A 14,626-nucleotide genomic window follows, 5' to 3' on the forward strand; every position below is an offset into this window, starting at 1 on the left:
ATGGCGACTGACGTCGTCGGGCGTCGAAGGGCCGCGCCCCCTTCCGGGGCGCGGCGCCTCCTGTCCCGTCACTGGTACGCGTGGACGATGACCGCCCCGGTCGTCGTCGTGACACTGGTGCTGGTCGGCTATCCGCTGCTCCGCGGCGCCTACCTCTCGCTCACGGACGCGACCGAGGCCAACATGGGCCGCACGATCGGGATGAACGTCATCCCGTCGACCTACGAGTTCGTGGGCCTGGCCAACTACGCCGACATCCTGACGTCCAGCACCTTCGTCACCCGTCTGACCTGGACCGTCGTGTGGACGATCGTGTGCGTCGTCCTCCACGTGGGCATCGGGTTGGGCATGGCGATGTTGCTCGACCGGCCGATGCGCTTCCGGTCCCTGTACCGGGTGCTGCTCGTGCTGCCCTGGGCCGTCCCCGCGTTCGTGTCGGCGTTCATCTGGCGCTACCTGCTGAACGGCGAGTTCGGCGTGGTCAACGCCATGCTCCGGGCCGTCGGCCTCGCGGGGATCAGCTGGCTCGACGACCCGTTCTGGGCCAAGGTGTCGGTGATCGCCTGCAACGTGTGGCTTGGCGTGCCGTTCATGATGCTCGCTCTGCTGGGCGGTCTGCAGTCCATCCCGCGCGAACTCCACGAGGCGGCCGAGGTCGACGGCGCGACCCCCTGGCAGCGGTTCCGGCACATCACCGTTCCCGGGCTGCGGCCCGTGTCGAGCACCGTCGTTCTGCTGGGCACGATCTGGACGTTCAACCAGTTCCCGGTCATCTTCCTGCTGACCAGGGGAGGGCCGGGCGGGGCCACGGAGATCCTCGTCACCTACGCCTACCGTCAGGCGTTCGAGGGCATCCGCGACTACTCCGGCTCGGCGGCGTGGGGCCTGGTGATCCTCGCTCTGCTCGTCGTGCTGGCCGGCGTGTACCGCCGCGCCCTCAAGCAGCAAGGAGAAGCCTGGTGAGCCGCGTCGTGCACAGGACCAGGGACTCGCGCTCACCGGCGAAGTCCGTCGCGTTGCATCTCACTCTCATCGCGGCGAGCGTCGTCTCCGTCTTCCCCGTCGCGTGGCTCGTCCTGACGTCGCTCAAACCGCGGCAGGTCATCGAGACGGCGTCGGTCGGCCTCTTCGAGCAGCCGACGCTGGCCAACTACACCCAGGTCCTCGGGCAGACGAAGTTCCTCACATGGGCGGCCAACTCGGTCATCGTGTCGCTCGCCACGGCGGTGCTCGGCGTTCTCCTGTCGGCCACCACGGGATACGCCGTGAGCCGGTTCCGGTTCCCGGGCTTCCGCTCCGTCATGTGGATGCTGCTGATCACGCAGATGTTCCCCGTGGCGATCCTCATCGTGCCGATCTACAACCTGATGGCCGGTCTCGGCCTCATCAACCAGTTTCCGGGGCTGGTCGTCGCCTACCTCACCTCCACCGTGCCGTTCTGCGCCTGGATGATGAAGGGCTACTTCGACACCGTCCCCGTGACGATCGACGAGGCGGGACGGGTCGACGGGCTCACGCCGTTCGGCACCTTCTGGCGGCTGATCCTGCCACTGGCCAAGCCCGGGCTCGCGGTGGCCGCCTTCTACTCCTTCCTCACCGCATGGGCGGAGGTCGCCTACGCGACCGCGTTCATGACCGGCGACGAGAGATACACGCTCGCCGTCGGCCTCAGCCAGTTCGTCGGGCAGCACAAGGCGGAGTGGGGCCTGCTCACCGCCGCGTCCGTGCTGATCGCCATCCCGGCGGCGGCCGTATTCCTTCTCGTCCAGCGCCACCTCGTCACCGGCCTGACCGCCGGCGCGACCAAGGCATGACACATAGTGAGAACCGGGGGATCCCTATGACCGAGCTCGCCGTACAGCCGTCCGCGGTGGCCACCCGCTGGTGGCGTGACGCGGTGATCTACCAGGTGTACGTCCGCAGTTTCGCGGACGGCAACGGCGACGGCGTCGGCGACCTGCCGGGAGTGCGGAGCCGCTTGCCGTACCTCGCCGGGCTGGGCGTCGACGCCGTCTGGCTGACGCCGTTCTACACCTCGCCCATGGCCGACTTCGGCTACGACGTGGCCGACTACCGGGACGTCGACCCCATCTTCGGGTCGCTGGCCGACGCACGCGCACTGATCGAGGACGCCCACGCCCTGGGCCTGCGGATCATCGTGGACGTGGTGCCCAACCACACCTCCGACCGGCACGCGTGGTTCGCGGCGGCCCTCGCGGGCGCGCAGGCAAGCCCCGAGCGCGACCGATACGTCTTCAGGGACGGCAGAGGAGAGGGCGGAGAGCTGCCGCCCAACGACTGGGAGTCCGTCTTCGGCGGCCCCGCGTGGACGAGGGTCGAGGACGGACAGTGGTACCTCCACCTGTTCGCCCCCGAGCAGCCCGATCTCAACTGGGACAACCCGGAGGTCCACGCCGAGTTCGACGACGTCCTCCGGTTCTGGCTCGACCTCGGCGTGGACGGGTTCCGGATCGACGTGGCGCACGGCATGGTGAAGGCGCCGGGCCTGCCCGACGTGGGACACCCGGGCCACGTGGAGATGATCGGCGTCGCCGAGGTGCCGTTCTTCGACCAGGAGGGCGTGCATGAGATCCACCGCGCCTGGCGGCGGATCCTCGACTCCTATGAGGGCGAGCGGATCGGCGTGGCCGAGGCGTGGGCGCCGTCAGCGGAGAGGCTGGCCCGCTACGTCCGGCCCGACGAGTTGCACCAGGCCTTCAACTTCCACTTCCTCAAGGCGCCGTGGGACGCCGCCGCGTTCCGCGCGGTCATCGAAGAGTCGCTGCTGACCGCCGCCCTCGTCGGCGCGCCGTCGACGTGGGTGTTGTCCAACCACGACGTCAAGCGGCACGTGACCCGGTACGGCGGGGGCGAGCGGGGCCTGCGCAGAGCACGGGCCGCGGCGCTCCTCATGCTGGCGCTGCCGGGCTCGGCCTACATCTACCAGGGGGAGGAGCTCGGCCTGCCGGAGGTGCTCGACCTGCCTGAGCAGTACCTGCGCGACCCCCAGCGGCTGCGCGACCCCGACAGCGGGCGGGACGGCTGCCGCGTGCCGCTCCCCTGGACGGCCGCGGGGGAGCCGCCGCACGGTTTCGCCCCTCCCGGGACCGCCGAGAGCTGGCTGCCGGTGCCTCCCGGATGGCGCGATCTCAGCGTGGAGGCTCAGGCGCGGGACGGCGCGTCCATGTTGAGCCTCTACCGCGCCGCGCTGAAGATGAGGCGCGAGCACCCCGCGCTCGGAGACGGCACGCTGATCTGGCGGGACAGTCCGGCGGGCACGCTCGCGTTCTCCCGGGGGGAGTCCTTCTCCTGCGTGGCCAACCTGACCAGTGAGTGGATCGAGGTGGAGGCGGGCCCCGGCGGCCTGCTCCTGGCGAGCTCGGGCCCCGCCGTCTCCGGAGACGTCGTCCGGCTGGCACCCGACTCGGTCACCTGGTGGGCCGGCGATCTCGGGGACGCCGTCAGTCGTGCGGGCGATGTCTAAAGTAATGCTCATGAGTACCACAAGGCTCGCCGACATCGCGGCTCAGGCAGGGGTCAGCGAAGCGACGGTGAGTCGTGTGCTCAACGGGAAGGCGGGGGTCTCCTCCGCCACCCGCCAGGCCGTGCTCACCGCACTCGACCTCATGGGGTACGAGCGCCCGCAGCGGCTACGCGGGCGCAGCAACGGCCTGATCGGCCTGGTGATCCCGGAACTGGGCAACCCGATCTTCCCGGCGTTCGCCCAGGCGGTGGAGAAGGCGCTGACCCAGCACGGGTACACGGCGATCCTGTGCACCCAGGAGCCCGGCGGCGCCCCCGAGGACGAGTTCACCGACATGCTCCTCGACCGGGGCGTCTCCGGCATCGTGTTCGTGTCCGGTCTGCACGCCGACACCACGGCGCGGATGGATCGCTACACCCGGCTCACCGACCGCGGCCTGCCGATCGTGCTGGTCGACGGGTACAACGAGGCCATCTCCGCGCCGTTCATCTCGCCGGACGACCGGCTGGCCGCCCGCCTGGCCGTACAACATCTGGTGGACCTCGGGCACGAGCGCATCGGCCTCGCGCTGGGCCAACGGCGGTTCGTCCCGGTGATCCGCAAGATCGAGGGTTTCCGGCAGGCCATGGCGCACCTGCTCGGCCTGACGGAGGTCGACGAGCTGATCCAGCACTCCTTGTTCTCCGTCGAGGGCGGCCAGGCGGCCGCCGCCGCACTGATCGAACGCGGCTGCACCGGCGTCTTCTGCGCCAGCGACCTCATGGCGCTCGGCGCGATCCGGGCCGCCAGGGAGCGGGGGCTGTCGGTGCCGGGTGACATGTCGATCGTCGGGTTCGACGACTCGCCGCTGATGGCCTTCACCGACCCGCCGCTCACCACCGTCCGCAAGCCGATCGGGGCGATGGCGGCGGCCGCGGTCCAGACGTTGCTCGACGAGATCGGCGGCACGCCGGCCAAGCGCGTCGAGCTGGTGTACCAGCCTGAGCTCGTGGTCCGCGGCTCCACCAGCTCAGGCCCCCTCGTCAACCGCGACCCCCCGCGTGATCATGCACACGTTCGGCCGCACGCCCCCTGACCTCGCCCGACACTCACCGTGATCATGCACACGTTCGGCCGTATGGCCCCTGACCTCACACAACACCGACCGTGATCATGCATAGGTTCGGCAGGAGGCCGGATGACCTCGAAGAACACCATTGGTGATCATGCACTGGACGTGCTCGTCGTCGGCGGCACGGGCGTGGACACGACCGTCCGGGTCCCCGAACTGCCGCTGCCGTACGCCGACACCTATCCCGTCCCGCCCGTCGTCGACCGGATAGGCAACACCGGATCCGGCGTCGCACTCTGGTGCCATTCGATGGGGTTGCGCGTCAAACTCGTCGACCTCATCGGCGAGGACCCGCAGGGGGCGCTGGTCCGCGACCATCTCGCCGGGCGCGGCCTCGACTTCGCCTGGGCGCCGTCGGAGGCGGGCACCCGCCGCAGCGTCCTGCTCGTCGATCCGGGCGGACGGCGGCTGTCGCTCCACGACCCGCGTCCTGTCGACGGCCGGCGATTGCCCCGGGACCTCTACCTGCCGGCTCTCCGTGCCACGCGGCACGTGCACCTGACGATCGTCGACTTCTCCCGGCACGTCTACGCCGACATCCCCGCAGGCACGACGGTGTCGACCGACCTGCACGACTGGGACGGTGAGAACGACTACCACCGTGACTTCGCCTACTCCTCCGACCTCGTCTTCATGTCCGCGACCGCACTCGGGGGCCGCCGGGAGGAGGTCATGCGCGACATCGCCGCGCGCGGCCGGGCCGGCGTCGTGGTCTGCACGGACGGCGCCGACGGCTGCCACGTCCTGTCGGACGGCGACCGCGTGCGGCACTTCCCCGCGCAACCTCCGCCGGGCCCGGTCGTCGACAGTGTGGGAGCCGGTGACGCCTTCGTCTCCGGGTTCCTCTACGGACGTCTCACCGGGCGGCCGCCTGAGGATTGCGCGCGGCTCGGCGCTTTGGCCGGTGCCCGCGCCTGCACGGTCGCGGGCGTGGACGGCTGAGCCCCGTGATCGCCGGTCGGGAGGTTCTGCCGTTTCACTGACGCGACGTCTGCCGACCTGCGGAGGCATTGATCCGGAGAGCCTCGCCCGGGCCGGTTGCGGGACCCTTCGATCAGCCGGAGCCGGCCCGTCCCTGCGCGTCTGGACGTCGAAGACCGGCTGTTATCGTGGCGTTACCTGCAACTCGAAGGTTGATGGCACACCTGCGAGGGGGGCGGTTGGGATGTCTGGTGCCTGGGACATCAAAGACCGGCTTTACGGCGCGTTCAACGATCACGACATCCCGCGAGTGATCGAATGCTACAGCCCCGACAGTGTCCTGATCTCGCCGGAAGGCGTCGCCGAAGGGCGTGAGCAGATCGCCACGTTTTACGAACAGCTCATCATCGGCTTCCGCGATGTCTGCATAACGCCCTGGTACAAGGTCGCCTGCGATGATCCCGCGGTCACCGAATGGACGCTCACCGGCACCCATACGGGGCCCTTTCTTCTGCCCTGTGGGCGTCATGCCGAAGGGACCGGCCGTCACATCGCCGTCCGCGGCTGCTGTGCCGCCCGCGTCGAGAACGACTGGATCGTCGCGCACCAGCACTATTACGACCAACTGGAGTTGTTCAGCCAGCTCGGCCTCGCGTTCGCCTTGGAACCGGTGACCTGACGCCTCGACCGGCGCGCCGGACGAGCACGGGAAAGGCGATGGCCCGTGACCACCGGTCGGAAGGTCACGGGCCAGGAACCCATGAACGTGTATTCGGGTTACGGACACGAGCATGGCCGGTCAGCTCCGCCGAGGGAGAAAGGCTCGGCTGACGAGGTCTCTCAGGAGCGTAGCCCCGCCGCCTCGGCCGCGAGCTTCTCGATGCGGTCGTAGTCGCCGGAGGCGAGGGCGTCCGCCGGGGTGAGCCAGCTCCCGCCGACGCCGCCGACGTTGGACAGGGCCAGGTAGGAGGGCGCGCTCGACAGACTGATCCCTCCCGTGGGGCAGAACCGCACGTCGGGGAGCGGCCCGCCGAGCGACTTCAGGTACGGCACGCCGCCGGCCGCCTCCGCGGGAAAGAACTTCATCTCGTGGACACCGCGCTCGAACAGCGTCATCGCCTCGGAAGCGGTGGCCACGCCGGGAAGGAACGGCACGCCGGACGCGAGCAGCGCGTCGAGCAACCCCGGCGTCGTCCCCGGAGAGACCAGGAATCGCGAGCCCGCCTCGACCGCGGCGTCGACGTCGGCGGCCGACCTGATCGTGCCCGCCCCCACCACGGCGTCGGGGACCTCGGCGGCGATCCGCCTGATGGACTCGAGGGCCGCGGCCGTACGCAGGGTGATCTCGATGACCGGCAGACCGCCGGCGACGAGGGCCCGGGCGAGGGGCACGGCGGTCTCGGCGTCGTTCACCACGACGACGGGGACGACGGGGGCGAGATCAAGAAGGCTCATATCAGCTCCACGGTAGACGACCGCTGTGCGAGCCATGCGGCGGCTCCCACCAAGGCGGGCTGCTCGGCGACGATCAGCGACGTCGCGATCGCGGTGACGTAGTCGGACAGGGCGGGCGCGGTCGTCTCGAACCGTGCCCGGAAGTCGCTGCGGCGGGCACGCTCGGCGATCCGCGGCAGCACGCCGCCCCCGATGTAGACCCCGCCGCGCGCGCCCAGCATCAGGGCCACGTTCCCGGCGAACCCGCCGAGCAGGGCGAGGAAGATCTCGACGGTCTCGACGCAGAGCGGGTCGCCGGACCCGACGACCTCCGACGCGGTCGTCGCGATCGGCGTGACGCCGCGCACGAGCGCGAGTCCCCGGTGGAGTCGCGGCAGTCCCGTGCCGGACAGCAGATGCTCGGCGTCCACGTACGGCAGGCCGTCCGTGCGCAGCGCCCGGACGATCTCCATCTCGAGGTCGGTCACCGCGGGGACCGAGACGTGGCCCCCTTCACCGGGCACGGGCACCCAGCCTCCGCGCACCGGCACCAGCCCGCTCACTCCGAGACCGGTGCCGGGCCCCAGCACCGCCTTCGTGTCGCCGGGGGCGGGAGGAGGCCCGCCGAGCGGCACGAGGTCGTCCCCCGTCAGACGCGGAAGCGAGATCGCGAGCGCTTCGAAGTCGTTGAGCAGGTCGACATGCGGGATGTGCAGGTCGTCGACCGATCCCGACCACCCCGCGTTCGTCAGCCGATACCGGTCGTCCTCCACCGGACCGGCGATCGCCAGGCACGCGGCCCCCGGCCGAACTCCGCCCGCATGATCTGCGATATAGGCGGCTACGGCATCGGAAAGGCCTCGGTACTCGGCGACGTTCAGTACGGCGACGTGCTCGGGCGGCCCGCCTCGGCGGGTCACCAGGCCGAACCGCGCGTTCGTCCCCCCGACGTCGGCGACCAGCCACGGCAATGTCACAGGGCACCACCCGCGAACACGCTTGCTCCCCGGTCGGGCGGCCCGACCATGCGGCGGAAGGATGAGAAGAGCTCCCGGCCGGTGCCCGCCCACTGCGCGTCGCTGAGCGGTGCGCCTTCGGGCGTGCGCTCCGACAGGTCCGCCTGGACGGTCAGCGTCCCGGCGGTCGAGTCGAGCCGGATGAGGTCGCCGTCGCGGATCAGCGAGATGGGCCCGCCGTCCGCGGCCTCGGGCGACAGGTGGATCGCCGCGGGCACCTTGCCGGAGGCGCCCGACATGCGGCCGTCGGTGACGATGGCCACCTTCTGGCCGCGGTCGAGCAGGACGGCGAGGGGAGGCGTCAGCTTGTGCAGCTCCGGCATGCCGTTCGCGCGCGGGCCCTGGTAGCGGACGACGGCGACGAAGTCCTCCCCGTCCAGCGCACCCGAGTCGAAGGCGGCGAGCAGGTCGAGCTGGTCGTCGAACACGCGTGCCGGCGCCTCGATGACCAGGTGCTCGGGCTTGACGGCCGACACCTTGCTCACGGCGCGGCCGAGGTTGCCCGACAACATGTGGATGCCGCCGTCGGCCGAGAACGGCTCGCCGACGGGCCGCAGCACGTCGTGGTCGGCGCTGCCCTCGGCGCGCTCCTCCCAGACGAGCGTGCCCTCCTTGAGCGCGGGGGCGGTCCGGTAGAGATCGAGCCCGCGTCCCGCGACGGTGAGGACGTCACTGTGGAGCAACCCGCCGTCGAGGAGGTCCCCGATGAACACCCCCATGCCGCCGGCGGCATGGAAGTGGTTCACGTCGGCCTGCCCGTTGGGGTACATGCGGGTGAGCAGCGGCACCACCTTGGACAGGTCGGCCATGTCGTCCCAGGTCAGTTCGATGCCCGCGGCGGCGGCCATGGCCACCAGGTGCATCGTGTGGTTGGTCGACCCGCCGGAGGCGAGCAACGCGACCACCGCGTTGACGATGGCCCGCTCGTCGACGACCTCGCCGAGCGGCGTGTACTCGTCGCCGTGCGCGGTGATCTCGACCGCGCGGCGGCCCGCGGCCTCCGTGAGCGCGTGCCGCAGCTCGGTGTGCGGGTTGACGAACGTCGCGCCCGGCAGGTGGAGGCCCATGACCTCCATGAGCAGCTGGTTGGAGTTCGCCGTGCCGTAGAACGTGCACGTCCCCGGCGAGTGGTACGACTCCGCCTCGGCGTCCAGCATCTCCGCCCGGTCGATCAGGCCCTCGGCGAACCGCTGCCTGGCCCTCGCCTTGACCTTGTTGGGCAGGCCCGAGGTCATCGGCCCGGCGGGGACGAAGATCGCGGGAAGGTGGCCGAAGTGCAGGGCGCCGATGAACAGGCCCGGCACGATCTTGTCGCAGACTCCGAGGAGCAGTGAGGCGTCGAACATGTCGTGCGACAGCGCGATCGCGGTCGCCATGGCGATCACGTCGCGGCTGTAGAGCGACAGCTCCATGCCGGCACGGCCCTGGGTGATGCCGTCGCACATCGCCGGGACGCCGCCGGCGACCTGTGCGATGCCGCCCGCCGCCCGCACCGCCCGCTTCAGCTCGGGCGGGTAGGTCTCGTACGGCTTGTGCGCGGACAACATGTCGTTGTACGACGTCACGATGGCCACGCCCGGCTTGGCCGTGCCGCGCAGGTCGCGCTTGTCCTCCTCGGGCGCTCCGGCGAAGCCGTGCGCGAGGTTGGCGCAGCCGAGGTGCCCGCGGGCGGGTCCCCGCTCGCGCAGCTCGCGCCCCGCGCGCCCGACGCGCTCCAGATAGGCGGTACGGCTGGCGCTGCTTCGCCTGCGGATCCGGTCGGTGACCTGGTCGATCACGCGGTTCGTCACTCGAATGCCTCCTCGTGCCACGTGCGGTCGCTGCGGGCCAGCAGTTCGTGTGCGCCGGCGGGGCCGGCGGTGCCTGCGGGGTACGGCTCGGGCGACATCCCCGAGCCCTCCCAGTGCGCGATGATCGGGTCGATCCAGCGCCAGGCGGCCTCGACCTCGTCGCGTCGCATGAACAGGGTGGGGTTGCCGGCGAGCACGTCGGTGAGAAGCCGCTCGTACGCGTCCGGCACCCGGGTCGTGAACGTGTCGGCGAAGCTGAGGCTGAGCGGCACCGGGCGGAGCGTGACCTCGCCCGCCCCCGGCTCCTTGGCCATCAGGCGCAGGTGGATGCCCTCGTCGGGCTGCAGCCGCAGGACGAGGCGGTTCGGCGTCGCGCCCGCGAAGATCGCATGGGGCACGTCCTTGAACTGGACCACGATCTCCGACTGCCGGGCCGGCAGTCGCTTTCCGGTGCGCAGGTAGAACGGCACGCCCGCCCAGCGCCAGTTCTTCACCTCGGCGCGGACGGCGGCGAACGTCTCCACCCGGTGCGACGCGGCGGTGGGCCGGGTGCTGTCGGGCTCGTCCAGGTAACCGGGAACGGTCTCGTCCCCGAGGCGGCCCGAGGTGTACTGGCCCCGGACGGTGAAGCGGTCGACCTCCGAGCCCACGATGGGCCGCAACGACTCCAGCACCTTGACCTTCTCGTCGCGGACGGCCTCGCGGTCGTTCTTCGACGGCGGTTCCATGGCGACCAGGCAGAGCAGTTGGAGCAGGTGGTTCTGGACCATGTCGCGGAGCGCGCCCGCGTGGTCGTAGTAGCCGCGGCGGCCCGGTGTGCCGACGGTCTCCGCGGCCGTGATCTGGACGTGGTCGATCCAGAGCGAGTTCCAGATCGGCTCGAGGAAGACGTTGGCGAATCGCAGGACGAGGAGGTTCTGGACCGTCTCCTTGCCCAGGTAGTGGTCGATGCGGAAGATCTGGCTCTCGTCGAAGATCGCGCCGACCTCGTCGTTGATCGCCTGGGCGCTGGCCAGGTCGCGGCCGAGGGGCTTTTCCAGGACGACCCGCGACTGCGGCGTCACCAGTCCCGCCTCGTACGCGCTGTGGCAGAAGGGGCCGAACGTCATGGGCGGGCTGGCCAGGTAGAAGACGCGGTCGTGGTCCTCGCGGCCCGCGAGCAGGGAGGTCAGGGCGTCCCAGCCGGCCGGCTCGGCCGGCCCGCCGACGTCGACGGAGACGTGGTGGAGCCGGTTCACGAACCGGTCCCAGCCTTCGGCGGCGCCCAGTGCGGGGCGCACCTCCGCGTCCACCTTGCCGCGGAAGTCGGCGTCGTCCAGGCCGCCGCGCGACATGGCGATGATCCGGGTGTCCTCGGCCAGCCGTCCATCGCGGTCGCAGTGGTAGAGCGCCGGGAGGAGCTTCCGCATCGACAGGTCCCCGGTGCCGCCGAAGATGATCAGGTCGGCGGCTCGCCTGTCAGCAGAGGGTTGAACGGGCATGTTCGGGACATTAGCGGCAGATATGTTCACTTTCAAGCCGACTTTTGTAACTAAAGATGAATAAGTCATTGCACTTAGGTGAGTTGCTGTGCTTCACTTCCGTAGATGTCACGACTTGCGACCACCGGGGAAGTCCTCCAGCTCATCAGGAGCGGGGAGGCCCTCACACGCGCCGACATCGGGCGCGTGACGGGGTTGTCGCGACCCGCCGTGGCGCTGCGGGTGACCGAGCTCCTCGGCCGCGGCCTGATCGTGGAGGACGCGGAGGGGCCGTCCACCGGCGGTCGCCCGCCGGTCCGGTTGCGTTTCAACGCGGCGGGCGGCGTGGTTCCGGTGGCCTCACTCGGCGCGAGCCGTACCCAGATCGCGATCTGCGACCTCGCGGGCGACGTGCTGGTGCGCACCGATCTCGACATCGACGTCGAGGAGGGGCCCGACGTCGTGCTGCCGCTGCTCATGGACACCTGGACGAAGCTGCTCGACGGGCAGGCGCCGGTGGTCGGAGTCGGCCTCGGCGTGCCGGCGACCGTGGAGTTCGCCGCCGGGCGGACCGAGAGCGCCCGGGTGATGGCGAGCTGGACCGGCGTGGTCATTCCGCCGATCATCGCCGAGCGGTTCCCGGTGCCCGTGCTCGTCGACAACGACGTGAACGTCATCGCGATGGGGGAGCACCGCGTCGTCTACGCCTCCGAACTCGACGACCTGCTCTTCGTGAAGGTCTCGACCCGGATCGGCGCCGGGGTCATCTCGGGGGGAAGCATTCTGCGCGGCGCCCTGGGCGCGGCCGGCGAGATCGGCCACATCCCGGTCCGGGACGGCGGGGGAGTGTTGTGCCGTTGCGGCAACCTCGACTGCGTCGACTCGGTGGCCAGCGGCACCGCCATCCTGCGTGACCTCCGAGCCAAGGGCCGCGAGGTCCTCACCCTGGCCGACGTGACCGCGCTGGTCCGCGCGGGCGACGCCGAGACCATGGCGGTCGTACGGCAGGCCGGACGGTGGCTGGGCGAGGTGATCTCCGGTGCGGTGAACCTGCTCAACCCGGCCGTCGTGGTGCTCGGGGGCGACATCGCGGAGATGTTCCAGCCGCTGGTGTCGGGCGTCCGCGAGGTCATCTATCAGCGCTCGACCCAGCTCGCGACCCGCAGTCTCAGGATCGAGCGCAGCACCCTCGGCCCCGGCGCGGGCCTGACCGGATGCGCGCTCATGGTCCTCGACCACGTCCTGTCGGCCGACGCGGTGGACGCGGCTACCGGCTGACCGGCCGGCGGCGAGGCGCCGTCCGGCCCGCCGCTCATCACTGGTCTCCAGCGGCGGCGCCCTCTGTCAGTGCTCCTTCGCGTGGTCCCGTGCGTGGTCGTGCGGATGGGGGAACAACAGGCAGCGCAAGGCGTACTCGAGGGCCTGCGGACTGGCCGCGGGGATCGGCCAGGGCAGGCGGATGAACCGGTCCTCACCCGGGCCCTCGGCCGAGGCGCCCGACTTGATCGTGGCGCCGTAGCGGTCGAGCTCCCAGAGCCACGCGCCGGTGGCGGCTTCTCCCATCAGGAGCCCGAGCGCCAGACTCAGCTGCTCGCGGTGCGCCGCGTTGATGTGGCGGATCATGCGCTCGGCCGCGTGCACGAAGGGGTCGGGCCGGGCGTCCAGGTACTCGTCGGCGTCGAGCAGTCCGGACTCCTGCCCGGTCAGGTACACGACGTGGGCCACGTCGACGCGCACGAGCCGCGGCGCGCCGCCCTCCAGTGCCGCGAACAGATCCTCGTCCGGGCAGCTCTCGGCGATCGCGATCGCCGTGTCGCGCCCTTCGTCCTCGGGCACCGCCTGGGTCCACCCCCGCACCTTCAGCAGGCCGCGAGCCTTCTCCTCGCCCTCCATGGCGCGCACGGCCACGAGGTCGACGGTCACCACGGTCTCCGGGGCGGAGCCGTACAGGGCTTCGCCGGGTTTGACCAGCAGCACGGGCCGGCCCTGCGCGTCGACGCCGCCGCGGGCCGGGCAGGCGGGGAGGTCGGTCCCGGCGATGGACACGTGGGTCGGAGCGGCCATGGCGGCGAGGGTCCTGACCCGCTCGGGAATCGGGGGAGCCGCGACGGGGTGCTGCATGACTCTCCTTGAGTGCCGTCAGTCGATTAGGTTAGTCTTACCTTAGTAAGGATTACCTAACTTGGGAAGGCGGAGTGCATGCGTTACACAGGGCCGAAGGTGCGGTTGTCGCGCCGGGCGGGCGTCCCGTTGACCCGCAAGGCGGTCAAGTACTTCGAGGCCCGGCCGTACCCGCCTGGAGAGCACGGCCGCAAGACCAACCGGCGCAACACCGGCGACTACGGCATGCGCCTGCTGGAGAAGCAGAAGCTGCGCTGGTACTACGACGTCTCGGAGAAGCAGCTGCGCCGGTACTGGGACCTGGCGGTGCGCAGGCCGGGCCGGTCCGGGGAGGAGCTGCTGGTCATCCTCGAGACCCGGCTCGCCTCGCTCGTGCTGCGGGCCGGGCTCGCCCCGTCCATCTACGCCGCCCGGCAGTACGTCAACCACGGCCACATCACGGTGGACGGCCGCAAGGTCGACATCCCGAGCTACCTCGTCAAGCCGGGCCAGGTCGTGGGCGTCCGTGCCCGGTCCCGCGCGATGCAGCCGTTCGTCGCCGCCGCCGAGGGCGTCTACGCCGACGACCGCATCGCTCCGTACCTCTCGGTCGACCACGGGGAACTGCGTTTCACCCTGGTCGAGCGTCCCGCGCGCGAACACATCGTGGTCCCCGTCGACGAGCAACTCGTCGTCGAGCACTACTCGCGCTAGCCGGGCCCCCGGGGCGTCAGGTCGCCGAGCTGGTCCTCGATCGCCGGGGCACCGAGCCGGTTGTCGACCTCGATGTACGGCACGACGGGCGGTTCGTCCACGCGGATCGCCCGCAGGTAGTCGTCGAACCGGTCGAGCTTGCCGCCGTCCCTCGGCGAGCTCCGTCTCTCGATCCGCTCTCGCAGGGTGGGGCCGTCGGAGCGGATCCAGATGAGATGGACGTCGGGGCCGCCCAGTTCCGCCGTCCATTCGCGCCAGCGCGCGGCGTCGTGGACCTGGCCGGTGAACGGCCCGCTGAGCATGACCGGGCAGCCGTGTGAGCGGATCTCCCTGGCTGTCGCGGTCAGCCCGGCGTACTCATGCCGCTTGATGTGCTCGTCGTACCACGCGCCCTCACGCTCACCCGGCGGCCGGTCGTGGGTCGCGAGCGTGGCCTCGACGAATCCGCCGTAGACGGTGTCCTTGTCCAGGAGGGCCGGCACGGGGCGGAGCCGGCTCAGGAGGACCGAGCAGACCGTCGACTTGCCCGAGCCGGGCGGCCCCGACACGACCCACACGGGTGCCGCCATCCCGCCTCCCCGATTCCGTCCGCCCCT

General features: G+C 70.7%; 14 protein-coding genes. 8 read left to right on the forward strand and 6 right to left on the reverse strand.

Annotated elements, in window-relative coordinates; all coding sequences use genetic code 11:
* From Psi02_RS13710 to Psi02_RS13735, 6 genes are all read left to right on the forward strand, one after another.
* Positions 1 to 963 carry a carbohydrate ABC transporter permease gene (locus Psi02_RS13710; RefSeq protein ID WP_203974116.1) on the forward strand — a complete coding sequence of 321 codons (963 nt, stop codon included), beginning with the start codon at positions 1 to 3 and terminating at the stop codon, positions 961 to 963.
* Positions 960 to 1,814: a sugar ABC transporter permease gene (locus tag Psi02_RS13715; protein ID WP_239094867.1), complete on the forward strand. Its 855-nt coding sequence runs from the start codon at positions 960 to 962 to the stop codon at positions 1,812 to 1,814. The genes Psi02_RS13710 and Psi02_RS13715 overlap by 4 nt, the downstream gene beginning before the upstream one ends.
* A 26-nt stretch (positions 1,815 to 1,840) precedes the next feature.
* Positions 1,841 to 3,484 carry a glycoside hydrolase family 13 protein gene (locus Psi02_RS13720; RefSeq protein WP_203974118.1) on the forward strand — a complete coding sequence of 548 codons (1,644 nt, stop codon included), beginning with the start codon at positions 1,841 to 1,843 and terminating at the stop codon, positions 3,482 to 3,484.
* Between the two features lie 10 nt (positions 3,485 to 3,494).
* Positions 3,495 to 4,559 carry a LacI family DNA-binding transcriptional regulator gene (locus tag Psi02_RS13725; protein ID WP_203974120.1) on the forward strand — a complete coding sequence of 355 codons (1,065 nt, stop codon included), beginning with the start codon at positions 3,495 to 3,497 and terminating at the stop codon, positions 4,557 to 4,559.
* Positions 4,560 to 4,661: 102 nt separating this feature from the next.
* Positions 4,662 to 5,537 carry a carbohydrate kinase family protein gene (locus tag Psi02_RS13730; RefSeq protein ID WP_203974122.1) on the forward strand — a complete coding sequence of 292 codons (876 nt, stop codon included), beginning with the start codon at positions 4,662 to 4,664 and terminating at the stop codon, positions 5,535 to 5,537.
* A 223-nt stretch (positions 5,538 to 5,760) separates the two neighbouring features.
* Complete coding sequence (locus Psi02_RS13735; RefSeq protein WP_203974123.1) at positions 5,761 to 6,195, forward strand: ester cyclase; 435 nt, start codon at positions 5,761 to 5,763, stop codon at positions 6,193 to 6,195.
* A gap of 161 nt (positions 6,196 to 6,356) precedes the next feature.
* Here Psi02_RS13735 and eda read toward each other — a convergent pair whose 3' ends face one another.
* The 4 genes from eda to zwf are packed head-to-tail and all read right to left on the reverse strand — an operon-like array spanning position 6,357 to position 11,237.
* Positions 6,357 to 6,971 (reverse strand): bifunctional 4-hydroxy-2-oxoglutarate aldolase/2-dehydro-3-deoxy-phosphogluconate aldolase, encoded by a 615-nt coding sequence (gene eda, locus Psi02_RS13740; protein WP_203974124.1) that lies wholly within the window; start codon positions 6,969 to 6,971, stop codon positions 6,357 to 6,359.
* The gene (locus Psi02_RS13745; RefSeq protein ID WP_203974125.1) at positions 6,968 to 7,927 is read right to left on the reverse strand and encodes a glucokinase; all 960 of its coding nucleotides are present in this window, start codon (positions 7,925 to 7,927) and stop codon (positions 6,968 to 6,970) included. Before Psi02_RS13745 ends, eda begins: the two co-directional genes overlap by 4 nt.
* Positions 7,924 to 9,756, reverse strand: coding sequence for a phosphogluconate dehydratase (gene edd, locus Psi02_RS13750; RefSeq protein WP_373317629.1), 1,833 nt, complete (start codon positions 9,754 to 9,756; stop codon positions 7,924 to 7,926). Before edd ends, Psi02_RS13745 begins: the two co-directional genes overlap by 4 nt.
* Positions 9,753 to 11,237: a glucose-6-phosphate dehydrogenase gene (gene zwf, locus Psi02_RS13755; RefSeq protein ID WP_203974126.1), complete on the reverse strand. Its 1,485-nt coding sequence runs from the start codon at positions 11,235 to 11,237 to the stop codon at positions 9,753 to 9,755. The genes edd and zwf overlap by 4 nt, the downstream gene beginning before the upstream one ends.
* Before the next feature lie 105 nt (positions 11,238 to 11,342).
* Between zwf and Psi02_RS13760 the strand changes: the two genes are divergently transcribed.
* Positions 11,343 to 12,494, forward strand: a complete 1,152-nt coding sequence (locus Psi02_RS13760) for an ROK family transcriptional regulator (RefSeq protein ID WP_203974127.1) — start codon at positions 11,343 to 11,345, stop codon at positions 12,492 to 12,494.
* A 66-nt stretch (positions 12,495 to 12,560) separates the two neighbouring features.
* Here the strand turns inward: Psi02_RS13760 and Psi02_RS13765 are convergent, their stop codons facing one another.
* The gene (locus Psi02_RS13765; protein ID WP_203974128.1) at positions 12,561 to 13,337 is read right to left on the reverse strand and encodes a DUF2470 domain-containing protein; all 777 of its coding nucleotides are present in this window, start codon (positions 13,335 to 13,337) and stop codon (positions 12,561 to 12,563) included.
* A gap of 78 nt (positions 13,338 to 13,415) precedes the next feature.
* Here Psi02_RS13765 and rpsD point away from each other — a divergent pair, with 78 nt between their 5' ends.
* Positions 13,416 to 14,030, forward strand: a complete 615-nt coding sequence (gene rpsD, locus Psi02_RS13770) for a 30S ribosomal protein S4 (protein ID WP_203974129.1) — start codon at positions 13,416 to 13,418, stop codon at positions 14,028 to 14,030.
* On the opposite strand, the gene Psi02_RS13775 is transcribed toward rpsD, so the two are convergent.
* Positions 14,027 to 14,599 (reverse strand): P-loop nucleotide/nucleoside kinase family protein, encoded by a 573-nt coding sequence (locus Psi02_RS13775; protein ID WP_203974131.1) that lies wholly within the window; start codon positions 14,597 to 14,599, stop codon positions 14,027 to 14,029. The genes rpsD and Psi02_RS13775 overlap by 4 nt on opposite strands.
* Positions 14,600 to 14,626: the final 27 nt, after the last annotated feature.

The sequence above is a fragment of the Planotetraspora silvatica genome (assembly GCF_016863315.1).
GTDB lineage: Bacteria > Actinomycetota > Actinomycetes > Streptosporangiales > Streptosporangiaceae > Planotetraspora > Planotetraspora silvatica.